16 protein-coding genes are annotated in these 18170 nt (G+C 71.9%); 9 read left to right on the forward strand and 7 right to left on the reverse strand.

The window, feature by feature from the left end; translation table 11 throughout:
• Nucleotides 1-37: 37 nt before the first annotated feature.
• The gene (locus BLA60_RS19330; RefSeq protein ID WP_075134536.1) at nucleotides 38-820 is read right to left on the reverse strand and encodes a glutaminyl-peptide cyclotransferase; all 783 of its coding nucleotides are present in this window, start codon (nucleotides 818-820) and stop codon (nucleotides 38-40) included.
• Nucleotides 821-859: 39 nt separating this feature from the next.
• On the opposite strand from BLA60_RS19330, the gene BLA60_RS46435 reads away from it, so the two are divergent.
• Genes BLA60_RS46435 through BLA60_RS19345 form a run of 3 tightly spaced genes read left to right on the forward strand, consistent with a single transcriptional unit; the run spans nucleotide 860 to nucleotide 6394 of the window.
• Nucleotides 860-3073 (forward strand): DUF3027 domain-containing protein, encoded by a 2214-nt coding sequence (locus BLA60_RS46435; RefSeq protein WP_342744759.1) that lies wholly within the window; start codon nucleotides 860-862, stop codon nucleotides 3071-3073.
• On the forward strand, nucleotides 3070-5877 hold the full coding sequence (locus tag BLA60_RS19340) for a sacsin N-terminal ATP-binding-like domain-containing protein (protein WP_075134537.1): 2808 nt from the start codon (nucleotides 3070-3072) through the stop codon (nucleotides 5875-5877). Before BLA60_RS46435 ends, BLA60_RS19340 begins: the two co-directional genes overlap by 4 nt.
• Before the next feature lie 25 nt (nucleotides 5878-5902).
• Nucleotides 5903-6394: a permease-like cell division protein FtsX gene (locus BLA60_RS19345; protein ID WP_075134327.1), complete on the forward strand. Its 492-nt coding sequence runs from the start codon at nucleotides 5903-5905 to the stop codon at nucleotides 6392-6394.
• Here BLA60_RS19345 and BLA60_RS19350 read toward each other — a convergent pair.
• Entirely contained in the window at nucleotides 6391-6681 is a 291-nt protein-coding gene (locus BLA60_RS19350; RefSeq protein WP_425427071.1) for a DUF2530 domain-containing protein, read from the reverse strand. The genes BLA60_RS19345 and BLA60_RS19350 overlap by 4 nt on opposite strands.
• 20 nt (nucleotides 6682-6701) lie before the next feature.
• On the opposite strand from BLA60_RS19350, the gene BLA60_RS19355 reads away from it, so the two are divergent.
• The 3 genes from BLA60_RS19355 (at nucleotide 6702) to BLA60_RS19365 (ending at nucleotide 10028) form a co-directional block, all read left to right on the forward strand.
• On the forward strand, nucleotides 6702-8168 hold the full coding sequence (locus BLA60_RS19355; protein ID WP_075134328.1) for an NCS2 family permease: 1467 nt from the start codon (nucleotides 6702-6704) through the stop codon (nucleotides 8166-8168).
• Between the two features lie 31 nt (nucleotides 8169-8199).
• On the forward strand, nucleotides 8200-8646 hold the full coding sequence (locus BLA60_RS19360) for a MarR family winged helix-turn-helix transcriptional regulator (RefSeq protein WP_075134329.1): 447 nt from the start codon (nucleotides 8200-8202) through the stop codon (nucleotides 8644-8646).
• A gap of 110 nt (nucleotides 8647-8756) precedes the next feature.
• Entirely contained in the window at nucleotides 8757-10028 is a 1272-nt protein-coding gene (locus BLA60_RS19365) for an MFS transporter (protein WP_075134330.1), read from the forward strand.
• 120 nt (nucleotides 10029-10148) lie between these two features.
• On the opposite strand, the gene BLA60_RS19370 is transcribed toward BLA60_RS19365, so the two are convergent.
• Nucleotides 10149-10934, reverse strand: a complete 786-nt coding sequence (locus tag BLA60_RS19370; RefSeq protein ID WP_075134331.1) for an HAD-IIA family hydrolase — start codon at nucleotides 10932-10934, stop codon at nucleotides 10149-10151.
• Nucleotides 10935-10956: 22 nt separating this feature from the next.
• Between BLA60_RS19370 and BLA60_RS19375 the strand changes: the two genes are divergently transcribed.
• On the forward strand, nucleotides 10957-11229 hold the full coding sequence (locus BLA60_RS19375) for a MoaD/ThiS family protein (protein WP_075134332.1): 273 nt from the start codon (nucleotides 10957-10959) through the stop codon (nucleotides 11227-11229).
• 657 nt (nucleotides 11230-11886) lie between these two features.
• Entirely contained in the window at nucleotides 11887-12585 is a 699-nt protein-coding gene (locus BLA60_RS19380) for a LysM peptidoglycan-binding domain-containing protein (RefSeq protein WP_075134333.1), read from the forward strand.
• Nucleotides 12586-12676: 91 nt separating this feature from the next.
• Here the strand turns inward: BLA60_RS19380 and BLA60_RS19385 are convergent, their stop codons facing one another.
• Genes BLA60_RS19385 through BLA60_RS19400 form a run of 4 tightly spaced genes read right to left on the reverse strand, consistent with a single transcriptional unit; the run spans nucleotide 12677 to nucleotide 15741 of the window.
• The gene (locus tag BLA60_RS19385; protein ID WP_075134334.1) at nucleotides 12677-13684 is read right to left on the reverse strand and encodes a molybdenum cofactor biosynthesis protein MoaE; all 1008 of its coding nucleotides are present in this window, start codon (nucleotides 13682-13684) and stop codon (nucleotides 12677-12679) included.
• The gene (gene moaC, locus BLA60_RS19390; RefSeq protein ID WP_075134335.1) at nucleotides 13681-14160 is read right to left on the reverse strand and encodes a cyclic pyranopterin monophosphate synthase MoaC; all 480 of its coding nucleotides are present in this window, start codon (nucleotides 14158-14160) and stop codon (nucleotides 13681-13683) included. The genes BLA60_RS19385 and moaC overlap by 4 nt, the downstream gene beginning before the upstream one ends.
• A 13-nt stretch (nucleotides 14161-14173) precedes the next feature.
• On the reverse strand, nucleotides 14174-15562 hold the full coding sequence (locus tag BLA60_RS19395; RefSeq protein WP_075134336.1) for an NAD-dependent malic enzyme: 1389 nt from the start codon (nucleotides 15560-15562) through the stop codon (nucleotides 14174-14176).
• Between the two features lie 2 nt (nucleotides 15563-15564).
• Nucleotides 15565-15741 (reverse strand): hypothetical protein, encoded by a 177-nt coding sequence (locus BLA60_RS19400; protein ID WP_211288786.1) that lies wholly within the window; start codon nucleotides 15739-15741, stop codon nucleotides 15565-15567.
• A gap of 86 nt (nucleotides 15742-15827) precedes the next feature.
• On the opposite strand from BLA60_RS19400, the gene BLA60_RS19405 reads away from it, so the two are divergent.
• Nucleotides 15828-18137, forward strand: a complete 2310-nt coding sequence (locus tag BLA60_RS19405; protein ID WP_075134338.1) for a helicase-associated domain-containing protein — start codon at nucleotides 15828-15830, stop codon at nucleotides 18135-18137.
• Nucleotides 18138-18170 lie beyond the last annotated feature (33 nt).

Raw genomic sequence — 18170 nt, forward strand, 5'->3', positions numbered from 1 at the left:
CCGTACGTCGGTCTCGTCCGGAGCTGGTACCGGCGGCTCAGAGCGGCACGAACCGCACCCGGAACATCTTCGGCCAGTACTTCCCCGTCACCAGGAACTCGTCGGTGTCCGCGACGGCGGCGATGCCGTTGAGTACGTCGGCGTCGGCGAGCTCCGACTCGGACAGCAGTCCCTCCAGATCGACGGTAGCGGTGAGTAGTCCAGTTTCGGGGTCGATCCGCACGATCCGGTCGGTATGCCACACGTTCGCGTAGACCTGACCGTCGACACATTCCAGTTCGTTGAGCTGGGTGACCGGGTCGTCGCCGTCCCGGACCTCGACCCGACCGGTCTCGGCGAACGTCTCGGGGTCGCGGAAGGTGAGCTCGGCGGTGCCGTCGCTCATCACCAGCCGCTCGCCGTCGTGGCACAGACCCCAGCCCTCGCCCTCGTACCCGACGCGGTCACGTTCGGCCAGGGTCTCCCGGTCGCGGCGGAGCGCCACACCGTCGCGCCAGGTCAGCTGCCAGATGGTGTCGCCGACGACGGTGATGCCCTCGCCGAACAGGTCGTCGGGCAGCGGGACCTCGCGCAGCACCTCGCCGGTGGCCGGGTCGACCGCGCGCACGCTCGACTCGCCCTCCATGCCGGTGCCCTCGTAGAGGGTGTCGCCGGCGAGCTCCAGACCCTGGGTGAACGCGGTGGCGTCGTGCGGCAGCGTCTCCACGACCTCGGCGCGCAGCGACGGCCGCGGGTCCGGGGTCGCCCGGTCCACCGGCGTCGCCTCGGAACTACAGGAAGTGACGACCGCGATGGCGGTGACCGCGAACAGAGCCCTCATGGGAAACACCTTCACACCGGTACGGCACAATCGTCGACGATGATGCCGCAGTCCGACGACCTCACAGACCCCGCGCTGGTCGCGGCGGTCGATCTCGCGCGCGCCGCCGCCCAGGACGAGGCGGGCGACGAGGAGGTCGGCGCGCACGTCGGCAGCCAGGTCGAGAGCGCGGACGCCGTCACCCACCTGTTCGAGGCAGCCAAGCCCGGCTACCGCGGCTGGCGCTGGGCCGCGACGCTGGCGAACGCCGGCCCCGACACCGACGTCACGATCAGTGAGGTCGTGCTGTTGCCGGGCCCCGACGCGCTCGTCGCTCCCGACTGGGTCCCGTGGGACCAGCGGGTGCAGGCCGGCGACCTCGGCGTCGGCGACCTGCTCCCGACCGCCCCCGACGACCCGCGACTGGTCCCGTCCTACGTGGCCTCCGACGACCCGGCGGTCGAGGAGGTGGCGCTGGAGGTCGGCCTCGGCCGGCCGCGCGTCATGGCCCGCCCCGCGCGGGAGGACGCCGCGGCCCGCTGGCACCAGAGCGACTTCGGCCCCCGGTCGGACATGGCGCGCAGCGCCCCGGCGCGGTGCGGCACCTGCGGCTTCTACCTCCAGCTGGCGGGTTCGCTCGGAGCGGCCTTCGGCACCTGCGGCAACGAGTTCTCCCCGGCCGACGCCCACGTCGTCCACGCCGAGTACGGCTGCGGCGCCCACTCCGAGGCCGAGGTCGAACAGGTCTCCCCCGTCCTCGTGGCCAACCTCATCTACGACGACGCCCAGCTGGACGTGGAGCCGCTGGCTCCCGAGGCCCCGGCCGAGACCACCGCACCGGAGGTCGACCCGCCGGACTCCGGCGCGACGGATTCCGCGCTCACGGCCGAGGCCGGCCCGGCCGACACAGCGGCTACGGCCGAGGCGCTCCCCGGGAGCGAAGGCGACGTCGCCGAGGTGGAGTCACCGGCCGAGCCGGCCGGCGATGCCACCGCCCCTGCCGAGGGTCAGGTGCCAGCCGTCCCGGAGCAGTCCACCGACGCGGAGCCGACCGCTGACGCAGTGGCCGAGGCGCCGGTCGACACCGGCTTCTCCGCCGAGGCGCCCGACCAGGTCGAGCCGGCCAGTGATGCCGAGGCACAGCCCGCCCCCGACGCGACCGGTTCCCACACCGACTCCACCGCCGGCAAGGCGGTGCTGACCGCCGACACCGAGCCGGCCACCAGCACCGAGACAGCCGCTGGCGACCCGGCCGGCAGCGAGCCAGCTGTCGCGGGCGACTCCCCCGCCACCCACGAGGCGACCGGCGTCGAGGCGACCACCCACGAAGCGACCACCCACGAAGCGACCGGCGACGAAGCGACCGGCGAACCGGCCGACACCGTCGAGCCGAACGCCGACACCGAAGCGGCCGACAGCCCCGAGCCGCCCACCGACAACGGGACTCCCGCCAACAGCGAGGCGCACGGCGAACCGACCCCCGGCGAAGCCGGGACCCCGGCCGGCGCCGACACGACCGGCTCCGCCGAGCCGGACGCCGCCGCCGGGACGACCGCCCCCGAGACCTCCGGCGAAGCGGAAACACCTGCCAGCGCCGAAACAGCCGACGACGTGGTCCCGACCGCTGACAGTCCCGTCAGCGACACCGAGTCCGCCGCTGGGAACGACCCGGCAGGCAACGCCGCGCCGCACTCCGACACCGAGCCCGCCAGCACCGAGCCCGAGTCCGCCGCCATCGAGCCTGCTAGCAACGAGCCTGCTAACAACGACTCCGCCAGCTACGACTCCGCCAGCTACGAGCCCGCCAGCTACGAGCCCGCTAGCGGCGAGCCTGCTAGCACCGAGCCCGCCAGCGGCACCGAGTCCATCTCCGGCAACGAGCCCATCGCTGGCAACGAGCCAGCCAACGACAATGAGTCGGGCGCCGACATCGAGACGGTCCCTGACACCGAGCCGGCCGCCGCCACCGAATCCGCCGCTGAGGGCGAGACCGTCCCTGGCACCGAAACCGATGCTGGTGGCGAGACCGCCGCTGGCGAGCCCGCCAACACCGACACCGCCAACACCGAGACCGGCGCTGAAGGCGAGACCGCCCCTGGCACCGAAACCGATGCTGGTGGCGAGACCGCCGCTGGCGAGACCGCCAACACCGAGCCCGGTGCCACCGAGTCCGGTGAGACCGGGGCGGTCGGCGGTGGCGAGGCCGGGGCTGATGGTGGTGTCGGGTCGCCCGAGCGGGATGGCGTTGGGCCGTCGTGGCCCCCAGCAGGGTGAGCGACCCGTTCGACACCGCACGGCTTCGGGAGGCCGTGCTTGCCGCCTGGCGGACGTCGCCTACCCGGCTTCGGGAGGATGCCAATGCCGAGGAGGACCTCTACCTCGGCGGGTATCGGGACCGGCTGCTGGTCGAGCTGGCGCAGAACGCCGCCGACGCGGCGCAGGCCGCCGGAGTGGCGGGCCATCTGAGGGTCTCCCTCGTCGGCGACGAGCTTCGGGTGGCCAACACCGGTCGTCCGCTGGACGCGGCCGGGGTCGCGTCGCTCGCGTCCCTGCGGGCCTCGGCCAAGGAGCACGGGGTCGGGCAGTTCGGGCTGGGGTTCGCGGCCGTTCTGACCGTGTGTGACGAGCCCCGCGTGGTGTCGCGGACCGGGGGTGTGGCCTTCTCGGCCGCGCGGACCCGGGAGGAGTTGGGGACCACCGACCGGGTTCCGGTGCTGCGGCTGGTCTGGCCGACCGACGAGGACCCGGTGCCGGACGGGTTCGACACCGAGGTGCGGCTGCCACTCAAGGACGAGCCGCCGGAGTTCTCCGGGCAGGCCGTCGATCTGCTGCTCGCGCTCGACGGGCTCGACCGGATCGACATCGGTGGGCGCAGCTGGCGTCGCGACGGCGACGACCTGTACGGGCCGGACGGCGTCACCCACTGGACGATCGTGCGGGAGTCCGGTGAGCTGCCGCCGGAACTCACCGGCGGACTACCCACCGAACACCGTCCACAGTGGACCATCTGTTGGGCCTACGCGGACGGGCAGCCGGACCAGGTGCTGCACGCGCCGACACCGACCGACGAACGGCTTTCGTTGCCGGCCAGACTGATCGCCACCCTGCCGGTCGAGCCGTCGCGCCGGCGGATCATGCCGGGACCGGCCACCGACGCGGTGCTCGACGCCGCCGTGCGGCTCTACCCGAAACTGCTCGACAAGGTCGATCGGCCGACGGAACTGGTGCCGCTGCCCGGTTTCCCACTGTCCGAAGTGGACGACCGGCTTCGACAGGGGATCACGTCGGTCCTGCGCAACACGGCCTGGCTGCCCACCCCCAACGGTGACCCCGTCTCCCCCGGCAAGGCCGCGCTGCTGCCCACCGACAGCCCGGCGCTGGCCGAACTGCTCGCCGACGTCGTCCCGGGGCTGGTCACCGCCGAGTACGCCGCCCCCGAGCACGCCGCCGCGCTCGCCGCCCTGGACACCACCCGGCTGCACACCGCCGACATCGTCGCCGCCGTCACCGGGATCGACCGGCCACCGTCCTGGTGGTACCGGCTCTACGACGCCCTCTCGCCGATCGCCGAGGTGGACTCCGACGCCAGGGAGGCGCTCGGTGGGCTGCCCGTGCCGATGGCCGACGGCCGCACCATCCCCGGGCCGCGCGGCGCGCTGATCGTCGACGGCGACGTCGACCACTCCTTCGGCGACGCCGTGCACCCCGAGGCCGCCCACCCGCTGCTCGAACGACTCGGCGCCCGCCGGGGCGGCACCGCCGACCTGCTGGACTCGCTGCGCGAGGCCGTCGAACGCAGCGTCGACGACGCCGAGTCCGGAATGGACATCGACGACCTGCGGGACAGCGTCCTCACGCTCGTGGCCGCCGCCGGGGCCCGGCAGGGCGAGTACCCGTGGCTGTCGGCGCTGGCGCTGCGCGACGAGGCCGGCGACCACCGCCGCGCCGACGAGCTCGCCCTGCCCGACGCGCCGCTGCTCGACCTGCTCGACGACGACACCCCGGTCGGCGTCCTGCACCCGGACACCGTCACCACCTGGCCGCGCCACGTGCTCACCGCCGTCGGCGTGCTGGACACCTTCGCCGTGGTCGTCGACGAGGCCCCGTCCGCACCCGACCACGACCTGCCCGACGAGCGGGACTGGTGGGACTCGCTGGCCGAGCCGCCGCACCGGATGACCGCCGTCCGCGACCTCGACCTGGTCGCCGAGCACGCCTGGCCGGCGGCGCTGCGCCTGCTGGCCGGCGACCCGGACACCTGGCGAGCCATGCACGAACCCGGAGGCCACACCGGCTGGTGGCTGGCCAATCACGCCGTGCTGGACGACCACGCGCCCCACGAGTTGCGGCTGCCCGACGCCGGGGCGCTCGCCGGGCTCTACGACCCGGTGCCGCCGGTCGACGTCGACCCGTCGGTGCTGCGCGCGATCGGTGTGCGCGAGGAGCTCGACCTGACCGGCCCGGACGACGCCGAGGACCTGCTCGACCGGCTCGCCGACCAGAACCGCCAGGTCACCACCGGTACCGCGATGCGCGCGCACGCCGCGATCGCCGAGGCCGTCCAGGACGGGGTGCTCAGCGCCGAGGACGTGCGTCCGCCGGTCGCCGTGCGCCCGCTGACCGGCGGCGTGCTGCCGGCGTCCGAGGCGATGGTGCTCGACGCGCCGTGGGTGCTCGGCGTCGCGTCCGGCGAGCGGGTGGTCTCGGCCGGTCCGGACTTCGCGCTGGCCGAGCCGCTGGCCGACGTGCTCGACGTGCCGCTGGCCACCGAGGTCGTCGTCGGCGTGATCCGTGAGCAGGCGCAACCGGTGCTCTGGGCCGACCTGGGCGCGGTGGTCGACGCCTGCGACCTGGCCGGGCTGGAGGTGCCGGCCGGCGGGCCGTTGGTGCACGAGCGGCTGACCGTGCGGATCGGCCTGGCCGACCACGAGGTCGCCTGGTGGGTCGACCGCGACGTCGTGCACTGCACCGACTCCACCGAGGGCATGGCCCGCGCGCTGGCCTGGTCCACCGACCGCTGGGAGGAGCGGCACACGTTCGCCGCGCTCCTGGAGGATCCCGAAAGCCTCCTCGGCTGAGTCCGGACTCTGTCACCATCAGGGCGTGACCAAGCGTGTCGTGCTGCTCGTCGTGGGTGCGCTGCTGGTGGGCGCCGGTGCGCTCGTGGCGACCCTGCGGATCACCGGCGGGCAGGACCCGCCGCCGGCCGAGGCCAGGACGACCCCGACGACCTCCGCCACGGTCGGCGAGGACGACGTGATCTGCCTGATCATCGGCGGCGAGTTCCAGGTGCGGATCTACTTCGCCGACGACGACGCGGACGCGACGATGTCCCGGGCGGCCGAGCGGCTGCGGGCGGACCCGCGCGTCCAGGAGGTCGCCACCGAGACCCGGGCGCAGGCCTACGAGCGGTTCACGGAGCTGTTCTCCGAGCAGGACCCCGAGCTGGTCGCGTTGACCGGGCCGGAGGACATGTCGGCCACGGTCGACGTCGCGCCGGTCGAGGGGGTCACCACCGCCGAGCTCGCCCAGGCCCTGGAAACCGAGCTGACCGTGTACAGCAAGATCGAGGAACGGGCCTGCCGGACCCGCTAGTCGATCTTCTGGGCGCCGCGCGCGCCCCGGCGGGACGCGTTGCGCTGCCAGATCATGATCGGCACGCCGATCAGTCCGAGGACGAACCCGGCCAGTGCCGTCCACATCCAGATCGGCGGGAACACGCCGAAGCCGTAGTGGCCGACGGCCAGCACCACGAGCGCCAGCAGCCACAGCGCCGTCCCCCCGTAGACCACCGGCGCGAGGGCGAGCAACCGGGGCGGTAGTGGCTCGGGAGGTGACTTCTGCGTTGCGATTGGCGCGTTGGGTTTGGCATCACCGGGCACGTGCGCGAGGCTACCGCCCCATGAGCACCAGCACCGCCGCCCGCTCCCGGCTGGATCGGTTCTTCAAGATCAGCGAGCGCGGCTCGACCACGGCCACGGAGATCCGTGGCGGCCTGGTCACGTTCGTGACCATGGCCTACATCATCGTGCTGAACCCGTTGATCATCGGCAGCTTCTCGGCAGACCCGAACGACCCGTCGACCCACGACGACAAGTTCGGCGCGATCCTGCCGATGGGGCAGGTGGCGGCGGTCACCGCGCTGGTCGCGGGTGTCATGACGATCCTGTTCGGACTCGTCGCCAACTACCCGTTCGCCCTGGCCACAGGCCTGGGCATCAACGCGTTCGTCGCGGTCACCATCGCGCCGCAGATGAGCTGGCCGGCGGCGATGGGGCTGGTGCTGGTCAACGGGGTCGTGGTGCTGATCCTGGTGGTCACCGGCGTGCGGACGATGGTGTTCAACGCGGTACCGCCCTCGCTCAAGTCGGCGATCGCGGTCGGTATCGGGCTGTTCATCACGCTCATCGGCCTGGTCGACGCCGGGTTCGTCCGCCGGGTGCCGGACGTCGCGAACACGACAGTCCCGGTTGGACTGGGCATCAACGGCTCGATCGCGTCCTGGCCGACGCTGGTGTTCGTGCTCGGGTTGCTGCTGACCGGCATCCTGGTGGCCAAGCGGGTCAAGGGCGCGATCCTGATCGGCGTGCTCGGCTCGACGGTCATCGCGATCATCGTCGAGTCCATTGTGGATGCCGGGCCGTCGATGGGGACCAACCCGAAGGGCTGGAACCTCGGCTACCCGGCGGTGCCCGACGACGTGGTCGGCACGCCGGACCTGTCGCTGGTCGGCGCGTTCAACTTCGACGCCTGGGTGCAGGTGCCGGTGATCACCGCCGTGCTGCTGGTGTTCACCCTGGTACTGACCGACTTCTTCGACACCATCGGCACCATGACCGGCCTGGGCAAGGAGGGCAGGCTGCTGCGCCAGGACGGCACGCTGCCCGGGGTCGGCAAGGCGCTGTTCGTCGACGGTGTGGGCGCGGTGGCCGGCGGCGCGGCCTCGTCGAGCTCGAACACGGTCTACGTCGAGTCGGCGGCCGGTATCGCCGAGGGCGCGCGGACGGGCCTGGCGAACGTGGTCACCGGCCTGCTGTTCATCGCCGCGATGTTCTTCACCCCGCTGTACGAGGCGGTGCCGGTGGAGGCGGCCGCACCGGCGCTGGTGATCGTCGGCGTGCTGATGATGGCCCAGATCAAGGAGATCGACTTCGACGACTTCACGGTCGCGCTGCCGGCGTTCCTGACGATCGTGGTCATGCCGTTCACGTACTCGATCGCCAACGGCATCGGCGCCGGGTTCGTGAGTTACGTGGTGCTGCGGGCGGTGACCGGCCGGCTGCGGGGCATCCACCCGCTGCTGTGGATCGTGGCCGCGCTGTTTGTGGTGTACTTCGCGATCGGGCCGATTCGGGCAGCCTTCGCCTGACTTCACGCAGGTCGTGAGGTATGCTAACGATGTGTCGAAAAGTGAGCAGGACGTAGCCGAACGCTCGCTCGCCAGCCGCCTGCGGCTGGCGACGGTCCGGCTCAACCGCAGGCTTCGCGCCCAGCGGACTGACTCCTCGGTCACGCTCACCCAACTGTCAGCGTTGTCCTGCCTGTACAAGTGCGGTCCGCTCACGCCAGGTGAGCTGGCCGCCAAGGAGGTTGTCCAGCCCCCGTCCATGACCAGGGTGATCGCCGCTCTCGAGGAAGCCGGCTACGTCAGCCGCCGACCGCACCCCAGCGACGGCCGGCAGGCCATCGTCGAGATCACCGTGGAAGGGAGTGCGCTCATCCTGGCCGACATCTCCGCCCGTGAGGCCTGGCTGGACAAGCGACTGGCCGAACTGAGCCCCACGGAGCTGGACCTGCTGTCCGAGGCCGCGGAGATCATCGACCGGTTGGCGAGCCAACAGGATTAGTGACAGACACCAGAAAGACGAGTGACCCAACAGGCAGTTCTCCCAGGACGACCGGTTCGCCTCGAGCCGCGCTCGTCGACCCGTCGAAGACCGGACGGAACCATCGGGGCATGTTCGGATCCCTGCGCGTACGCAACTACCGGTTGTTCGCGTCCGGCCAGGTGATCTCCAACGTCGGTACCTGGATGCAGCGCATCGCCCAGGACTGGCTGGTTCTCGAACTCTCCGGCTACGACCCGGTGGCCCTCGGTGTGGCCGCCGCGCTCCAGTTCCTGCCGACGCTGCTGTTCACCCTGTGGGCCGGGGTGCTGGCCGACCGCCACGACAAGCGGATGATGCTGATCCTCGTCCAGTCCGGGATGGCGGCGTGTGCGCTGGCCCTGGGGCTGCTGGACGTGACCGGCCTGGTCGTGCTGTGGCACGTGTACCTGCTGTGCTTCGTGTTCGGCATGTTCACGGCGGTGGATCCACCCGTTCGGCAGGCGTTCGTCGGCGAGATGGTCGGCAAGGACAACATCACCAACGCCGTCGCGCTGAACTCGTCGATGTTCAACCTGGCCAGGGTCGTCGGGCCGGCCATCGCCGGTGTGATGATCATCTGGACCGGGACCGGCTGGGTGTTCCTGGTCAACGCGGTCACGACGCTGGCGGTGATCACCAACCTGGCCCGGATGAACCCCGCCGAGCTGGAACGCCAGCCCAAGCCGGCCAGCCGCCGTGGGCAGCTGCGGGAGGCGCTGCGCTACGTCCGCACCCGGCCCGACATCCTGACCGTGCTGGTCATGGTGTTCTTCGTCAGCACGTTCGCGTTCACGTTCTTCACCACGCTGGCGATCGCCGCCGCGAACGTCTTCCACCGGGAGGCCGACGGGTACGGGCTGCTGTCGACCCTGCTGGCCGTGGGGTCGCTGACCGGGTCGCTGCTGGCCGTGCGGCGCAGCACCCGCCGGGCGCCGGGGATGCGGTTGCTGATCGGCTCGGCGTTCGTGTTCGGGCTGCTGGAGGCGCTGACCGGGCTGATGCCCAGCTACCTGCTGTTCGGGCTGGCGCTCATTCCCACCGGGATCGCCATGATCACGTTCATGAACACGGCGAACAGTGTTGTTCAGCTGGCCACGACTCCGGAGATGCGGGGCCGGGTGATGGCGCTCTACATGCTGGTGTTCATCGGCGGGAATCCGGTGGGGGCGCCGATGACGGGGTGGCTGGCCGCCGAGTTCGGCGGGCGGTCGCCGTTCGTCATCGGTGGGGTGATCGCGGCGTTGGCGGCGGTGGCGTGTGGCGTGTACCTCGGGCGGCGGGGCGGGTTGATCACTCGGTTGCGCCGGTCTCGCGTGGTCGCGGGGAGCGAGGTGTCCCGTGAGGAACCCGCTCAGGTCTGAGCCCCTGGACGAACAGGGCAAGTTAGGCTAACCTAAGCGAAGTCGCTTCGTGGTGGGAGTGACAGTCAGTTCGGGAACACGCGAGACCCCGGTCCTGGTGGACCGGGGTCTCGCACTTTCTCAGCTGTCCCCGAACGGTGAGTCGGTGTGGCCGACCAGGTCGGCCACGGACTCCACGATGCGACTCGGACGGTAGGGGAACTTCTCCGCCGTGGAGGCCGAGGAGATGCCGGTCAGCACCAGGATCGTCCGCAGGCCGGCCTCCAGGCCCGCGCGGACGTCGGTGTCCATGCGGTCGCCGATCATCAGGGTGGACTCCGAGTGCGCCCCCAGCGCCCGCAGGGCGGAGCGCATCATCAGGGGGTTCGGCTTGCCAACGAAGTACGGCGCGTGGCCGGTGGCCCGCTCGATGAGCGCCGCCACCGAGCCCGTGGCCGGCAGGGAGCCCTCCCTCGACGGGCCGGTGGAGTCCGGGTTGGTGGCGATGAACCTGGCGCCCTGCTCGATCAGGCGGATGGCCGTCGTGATCGCCGTGAAGCTGTAGGTCCTGGTCTCCCCGAGGACGACGTAGTCCGGGTCGCGGTCGGTCAGGACGTAGCCGATCTCGTGCAGGGCCGTGGTCAGGCCCGACTCGCCGATGACGTACGCCGAGCCCTCCGGGCGCTGGGAGTCCAGGAACGTCGCCGTGGCCAGGGCCGAGGTCCAGATCGACCCCTCGGGGACCTCCAGGCCGCTGCGGCGCAGCCTGGCCCGCAGGTCGCGCGGGGTGTAGATCGAGTTGTTCGTCAGTACCAGGAACTTCGTTTCCTTCGCGCGCAGCTCCTCCAGCAGCTTGTCCGCGCCGGGCACGAGGTGCTCCTCGTGCACCAGGACACCGTCCATGTCCATGAGATAAGTCCAGGCCATGCGAGAACGCTAACCTGTCAGGGTGACTACTGCCCCACCCAGCGCTACGGTGCGTGTGCGCTACTTCGCCGGGGCCAGGGCAGCCTCCGGCGTGAACGAAGAGACCATCGAGGTACCCCAGGGCGCCACGGTGCGTGACCTCGTGGCCGAGCTGGCCGAGCGGCACGGCGACACGCTGACCCGCGTCCTGACCGCCTGCAGCTTCCTGCTCGACGGGGTCGCCGTGCGCGACCAGACCCTCACCCTGCCGGACGGTTCGGGGGTCGATGTGCTCCCGCCCTTCGCCGGGGGCTGAACGGCGCCGGCCCAGGTCGGGCCGTATTTCCCCGCATTGCCGGGCCATCAATTACCGGTTCGCGTTCGCGTTCGGTGAATCGACGCGTTATGGTCGGGCCGCAAACCACCTGAGCACCGGCGCGGTGTAGCCGGGTGGACCGCAAAGACGATCATTGCCACCGGTTCGTGATCAGCAGGGCTGGCCCCCTGGCGCGCGGAGATCGACTCGGAAGTTGAATCGAACGAATTGACACAAGCATTGCGGGACGTAGCCACCCGCTTTCACACTGCAGTGTCCTAAACGCTGTAGTAGTCGATACTGAACGTGAATATCGGCGGATCCGACGTGACCCGTGACTCACTTAGGGTGAATTATCTCGGAAAGTTAACGCCACTATAACGACCAGAAATGCGGCGCTGACCTGCGTAAACATCTCAATCGCACAGCTCGCGCAGGTGTTACTGTGACCCACGTCACGCTTAGTTCGCCTTACCAACCCGGGTTTTGTTTACGTACCGTCGCTTCCGGTTGGCCCCGAACCAGCCAGTAGGAAAACCCGAGTGCCCGAAACGCCAAACCCGTCCGGCGGGCACCTGGAAGATATCCCCCGACTGAAAGAGAACCTCCCGGACGCGGCACCGAGCACCACAGCAGGCGTTTGAGGGTGAGATTGAAATGGCGTACCAAGGCAAGCACCGCAAGCCGTCCGCCGCCAAGCGCAACATCGCTCGCGTCGTCGTCGCAGGCGCCGCCCTTGGTGTTCCGCTGGCATTTGCCGCAGGCCCCGCCCAGGCCGACACCGTCAACTGGGACGCGATCGCACAGTGCGAGAGCACCGGGAACTGGAGCATCGACACCGGCAACGGCTACTACGGTGGCCTGCAGTTCTCCCAGAGCACCTGGGAGGCCAACGGCGGCACCGGCAACCCGGCCAACGCTTCCAAGGCGGAGCAGATCCGGGTCGCGGAGAACGTTCTGCAGACGCAGGGCATCGGCGCGTGGCCGGTGTGTGGCGCCCAGGCGGGTGCCACCTCCGCCCCGAGCAACGACTACGCGGGTGCCCCGGAGCAGGAGCAGCAGGAGCAGGAGGCTCCCCAGCAGGAGGAGCAGTCCTACGAGGCCCCGGTCCAGCAGGAGCAGGCTCCGGTCGAGCAGGCCCCGGTGGAGCACCACCGCTCTGCCCCGGCCCCGCAGGCGGCGCACTCCTCGAACAACCCGAACGGTGACTACACGGTCAAGGCCGGCGACACGCTGTACAAGATCGCTGCCGCGCAGGGTGTTCAGGGTGGCTGGGAAAGCATCTACGAGCTGAACAAGCAGTTCATCGGCAACCCTGACCTGATCCTCATCGGTCAGACGATCGCCACCAAGTGAGCTGTCGCTAGAGCGTGAGCACGCCGTGATCGGCGCTGCGTGACGGAAGGGCTCCACTGCTATCCCCCGGCGGTGGAGCCCTTCCACACGTTCAAGGACAGTTGACCCATTCGTCCGTACCGTCGGTGAACCGCTGGTGCTTCCAGATCGGCAACCGGGCCTTCACCTCGTCCACCAACTCGGCGCACGCGGCGAACGCCTCCGCCCGGTGCTCGGCGGCGACCGCGCAGGCCAGCGCCACATCGCCGATGGCCAGCGCACCGATCCGGTGGCTGACCGCGACCGACCGCACCCCGGCGTGCCGGCCAGCGACCGCCGCCGCCACCTCCTCGATCACCGGCCCGGCACTCGGGTGACCCTCGTAGTCCAGGTCACGCACACCCCGGCCGCCGTCGTGGTCACGCACCACCCCGGCGAAGGTCACCACGGCCCCCGCCGCCGGATCGTCCACCAACGCCGCGTGCTCCTCGACCGACAGCGGCTCGTCGACCACCACGGCCCGCAGGACCCTGGCCGGCACGACCGCCGGAGCGGCCGGCAACGCCTCGGGCATCTCACCCGGTATCGGCGCCGGTTCGACAGCCGGTCCAGCGCCCGGCTTCACGGCCGGCACCACCCCGGCGCGGGGGTGGTCGCCGCCGTGGAGCTGGTCGACGGCGTGGTCGAGCACCCCGGCCAACACCCCGAGACCGTCGCGAACCCCGCCGGTCGAGCCCGGCAGGTTCACCACCAGCGTCCGGCCGGCCACCCCGGCCAGGCCACGGGAGAGCACCGCCGTCGGCACGGCCGGCAGGCCGGCCGCCCGGATCGCGTCCGCCAGGCCCGGCACCTCGTGCTCGATGACCTGGGCGGTCATCTCCGGGGTCCGGTCGGTCGGCGTCAGGCCAGTGCCACCGGTGGTGAGCACCACGTCCACCCCGGCGGCCACCGCCGCCCGCAGTGCGGCCAGCACCGGCTCGCCGTCCGGCACGACCTCGGGCGCGCCGACCTGGTAGCCGCGCCGGGACAGCCAGTCCACGATCAGCGGGCCGGTGCGGTCGGAGTACACGCCGGCGGCCGCGCGGTTGGACGCGGTCACCACGCGAGCCGTGCGGGTCATCGGCCCTCCGGTCGGGTCCAGGTGCCGGTCTTGCCGCCGTCCTTGCGTTCGACACGCACGGCGTCCAGCACGGCCGCCGGGTCGACGGCCTTGATCATGTCGTGCAGGGTGAGGCCGGCGACCGCCACCGCGGTCAGCGCCTCCATCTCCACGCCGGTCCGGTCGGTGGTGCGCACCGTGGCGGTGATGTCGACCCCGTCGTCGCCGACGGTCAGCTCGACCGCCACGCCGGACAGGGCGATCGGGTGGCACAGCGGTACCAGGTCCGGGGTGCGTTTGGCGCCCATGATGCCGGCGATCCGCGCGGCGGCCAGCGCGTCGCCCTTCTTCAGGCCGTTGGACCGCAGCAGGCCCACGACCTCGGCCGTGGTCCGCACGGTCCCGGTGGCCACCGCGACCCGCGCGGACGCCTCCTTGCCGCTCACGTCCACCATGCGCGCGGCCCCCGAGGGGTCCACGTGTGTCAGTTCACCCACGAGCCAATGCTAGTTACCTGGCCGGCGCCGCCGCCCTGGCCACCGCCTCGGCGACCGCCGGGGCCACCGCCGAGTCGAACACGCTGGGCACGATGAACGACGCGTTGAGCCGGTCGCCGTCGACCACGTCGGCCACCGCGTCGGCCGCCGCCAGCAGCATCTCGTCGGTGATGCCGTTGGCCTGGGCGTCGAGCAGCCCGCGGAACACGCCGGGGAAGGCCAGCACGTTGTTGATCTGGTTCGGGTAGTCGCTGCGCCCGGTGGCCACGATCGCCGCGTGCCGCTGGGCCTCCAGCGGGTCGATCTCCGGGTCGGGGTTGGCCAGGGCGAAGACCACCGCGTCGCCGGCCATCGTGGCGACCGCGTCGGCGCCGAACAGGTTGGGCGCCGACACCCCGATGAACACGTCCGCCCCGACCAGCGCGTCGGTCAGCGAGCCGGTGCGGCGGTCGGCGTTCGTGTGCTCGGCGATCCAGGCCAGGTTGGGGTCCATGCCCTCCCGGTCGGGGTGCACGATGCCGTTGATGTCGACCTGGAGCACGTCGCCGGGCTTCTTGTGCAGCAGCAGCCGGGTGATCGCCGAGCCGGCGGCGCCCGCGCCGCAGACCACGATCTTGCAGTCCGACAGCTCCTTGCCGACGACCCGCAGGGCGTTGCGCAGCGCGGCGACCACGACGATCGCCGTGCCGTGCTGGTCGTCGTGGAAGACCGGGATGTCGAGCAGGTCACGCAGCCGGGCCTCGATCTCGAAGCAGCGCGGCGCGGCGATGTCCTCCAGGTTGATGCCGCCGTAGACCGGGGCGATCAGCTGGACGGCGCGGATGATCTCGTCGGTGTCCTGGGTGTCCAGGCACACCGGCCAGGCGTCGACCCCGGCGAACTTCTTGAACAGCGCCGCCTTGCCCTCCATCACCGGCAGCGCGGCCGCCGGCCCCAGGTTGCCCAGGCCCAGCACGGCCGAGCCGTCGGTGACCACGGCGACGGTGTTGCGCTTGATGGTCAGCCGGCGCGCGTCGTAGGGGTTCTCGGCGATGGCCTGGCAGATCCGGGCGACACCGGGGGTGTACGCGCGGGACAGGTCGTCGCGGTTCTTGATGGCCACCTTGGAGGAGATCTCGATCTTGCCGCCGAGGTGGATCAGGAACGTGCGGTCCGAGACCTTGCGCACCGCGACCCCTGGCAGCTGCTCCAGCGCGGTGGTGATGTCGCGGGCGTGCTCGTCGGAGTGGGTGTTGGCGGTGAGGTCGACGACGATGCGGTCGGCGTGCGACTCGACGACGTCGAAGGCGGTGATCACGCCGCCCGCCCGGCCGACGGCCGCCGCCAGGTCGCCGGCGGCACTGGCCGACGGCGGCGCCTCGACACGGATGGTGATGGAGTAGCCCGGCCCGGGAACTGGCATGACTACTTGTTGATCTCGGTGACCGGGTGCTCGTAGCCGAGGTCCTCGGCGGTGAGCGGGAAGCTGAGGTCGCCGTAGGGGGACAGCGCGCCCTGCCGGTCGGCGGCCAGTTCGGTCACCGGGTGTTCGACCTCCGGCCAGGTCGGATCGATACGGTGCGAACGCTTGGCCTTCGCCACGGGGCCCTCCATCAACTACACGGCATGACGGGCCTTGAGGCTACCGGACCCATGCTCCGGTCCGAGCGCGCGTATACCGTGGTCACGTGCCCGCCGTCCCGCTCACCGAGTGGCTGCGCGGTCAGGACGACCAGTTGCTGGCCGACCTGCTGCGCGCGCGCCCCGACCTGGCCACGCCGCCGCCCGCCGACCTGGCGGTTCTGGCGGCGCGGGCCGGTAGCCGCGCGTCGGTGAGCCGGGCGGCCGAGGGCCTGGACACGTTCACCCTGGCCGTGCTGGACGCGCTGGTCGTGGCCGACGCCGACCGGGAGCCGGTCACCCGGGCCGAGGTCGAGGCCCTGGTCGGGCCGGGCGCGCCGGCGAGCCGGGTGCGAGCGGCGCTCGATCAGCTCAGCCGGCTGGCGCTGGCCTGGGGGCCGCCCGAGGAGCTGTCGGTGGTGCCGGCGGCGCGAGAGGCCGGCGGGCTGTACCCGGCGGGGCTGGGGCAGCCGTCGGCGGCGTTGGTGGACGTCGACGTGGCGGAGGTGGTGGCCGGGCTCGCGGAGGCCGACCGGCGGTTGCTGACGGCGTTGGCGCACGGGTCCTCGCCGGTGGGGCGGACCAGGGACGCGGCGGTGGTGGTCCCGCTGGAGCGCGCGCAGACGCCCGTGCAGCGGCTGCTGGCGATGGGGTTGCTGCTGCGCCGGGACGCGGAGAACGTCGAGCTGCCGCGCCAGGTCGGGCTCGCGCTGCGCGGCGACAGTCCTTTAGGGACGGTCCGGCTGGACGAACCGGTGCCGCGCGAGGTCTCACACTCCAATGTGGACGCGACAGGCGCCGGCGAGGTGCTGGAAATCCTGCGCCGCACGGAAAAGCTCATCGAGCTGTGGTCCGAGGAACCGGCGACCGTACTCAAGGCCGGCGGTCTTGGCGTACGCGACGTGCGCCGCCTGGCCCGCGAACTGGACACCGACGACCGGGGCGCGTCGTTCGTCGTCGAACTGGCCTTCGGCGCCGGCATGATCGCCGACAGCGCCACCGCCACCAACCCGGAGTGGATGCCCACCACCGTCGTCGACCCGTGGCTGGTGGCCTCCCCCGCCAACCGCTGGGCCACGCTGGCCGCCGCCTGGCTCGACCTGCCCCGGCTGCCGGGCCTGGCCGGCCTGCGCGACGCCAAGGACAAGGTCCTCGCCCCGCTGTCCGACGACCTGCGCCGCGCGCCCGCCCCCGCCGAACGCCGCCGGGTGCTCGCCGCCCTCGCCGAACTGCCGCCCGGCGCCGGCATCGCCGACCCGGACGAACTGGCCGAGGTCCTCGCCTGGCGGGCGCCCCGGCGCGGCGGCCGGCTGCGCGACGAGATCGTCCGCTGGACGCTGCACGAGGCCACCGCCTTGGGCGTGGTCGCCCTCGGCGCCATCACCACCGCCGGCCGGACCCTGCTGGCCGACGGCCCGGCGCAGGCCGCCAAGGCCATGGCCGAGTCGATGCCCGAGCCGGTCGACCACGTCCTGGTGCAGGCCGACCTGACCGTCGTGGCCCCCGGGCCGCTGGAGCCGACCCTGGCCGTGGACATGGCGCAGGTCGCCGACGTCGAGTCGGCCGGCAGCGCCACCGTCTACCGGGTCACCGAGCAGTCGGTCCGACGCGCCCTGGACGCCGGGCGCTCGGCCCAGGACCTGCACGAACTGTTCACCACGAAGTCCCGCACCCCGGTCCCGCAGGGGCTGACCTACCTCATCGACGACGTCGCCCGCCGCCACGGCCGGCTGCGCGGCGGCCCCGCCGCCTGCTTCCTGCGCTGCGACGACCCGGTGCTGCTGGCCGAGGTCGCCGCCCACCCGCTGGCCGCCCGGCTGGAGCTGCGGCGGATCGCGCCGACGGTCGTGGTCAGCCCGCTGCCGCTGGCCGACGTGCTCGACGAACTGCGCGGCGCCGGCTTCGCCCCGGCCGCCGAGGGCGCCGACGGCCAGGTCATCGACCTGCGCCAGACCGGCCACCGGCTGCCGGCCACCCAGTCCGCGCGGGCGCGCCGCGCCGGGCTGCCCAACCCGCCCAGCATCGAACGGCTGCGCGACATCGTGGCCCAGGTCCGCGCCAGCGACACCGCCGCCGCGACCCGCCGGGGCCGCACCGTCTCGCTGACCTCCGGCGGCGGCGTCGCCGACACGTCCGCGACGCTCGCGCTGCTGCGCGAGGCCATCGAGCGCAACGGCCACGTGCTGATCGACTTCGTGGACGCGCGCGGCGTGGCCAGCCAGCGGGTGGTGACGCCCTTCCGGGTCGGCGGCGGCGTGCTGGAGGGCCGGGACGTGGTCGACCAGGTCGGCAACCAGGCCGGCGACCAGGCCAGCGAGACCGTGCGCCAGTACCCGCTGCACCGCATCACGTCCGCGTCGCTGATCGCCACGAACTGAGAACCGCTCGCGCCCTCGACGACGGCACGAGCG

Origin of the sequence: Actinophytocola xinjiangensis (assembly GCF_001921215.1) — a bacterium.
Classification (GTDB): Bacteria; Actinomycetota; Actinomycetes; order Mycobacteriales; family Pseudonocardiaceae; genus Actinophytocola; species Actinophytocola xinjiangensis.

Bases quoted from the DNA above. Each gene is read 5' to 3' on its own strand.
- BLA60_RS46435 (WP_342744759.1), top strand. From the start codon at position 860: ATGATGCCGCAGTCCGACGACCTCACAGACCCCGCGCTGGTCGCGGCG.
- BLA60_RS19395 (WP_075134336.1), bottom strand. From the start codon at position 15,562: ATGCCAGTTCCCGGGCCGGGCTACTCCATCACCATCCGTGTCGAGGCG.
- BLA60_RS19380 (WP_075134333.1), top strand. From the start codon at position 11,887: ATGGCGTACCAAGGCAAGCACCGCAAGCCGTCCGCCGCCAAGCGCAAC.
- BLA60_RS19365 (WP_075134330.1), top strand. From the start codon at position 8,757: ATGTTCGGATCCCTGCGCGTACGCAACTACCGGTTGTTCGCGTCCGGC.
- BLA60_RS19385 (WP_075134334.1), bottom strand. From the start codon at position 13,684: ATGACCCGCACGGCTCGCGTGGTGACCGCGTCCAACCGCGCGGCCGCC.
- BLA60_RS19330 (WP_075134536.1), bottom strand. From the start codon at position 820: ATGAGGGCTCTGTTCGCGGTCACCGCCATCGCGGTCGTCACTTCCTGT.
- BLA60_RS19370 (WP_075134331.1), bottom strand. From the start codon at position 10,934: ATGGCCTGGACTTATCTCATGGACATGGACGGTGTCCTGGTGCACGAG.
- BLA60_RS19355 (WP_075134328.1), top strand. From the start codon at position 6,702: ATGAGCACCAGCACCGCCGCCCGCTCCCGGCTGGATCGGTTCTTCAAG.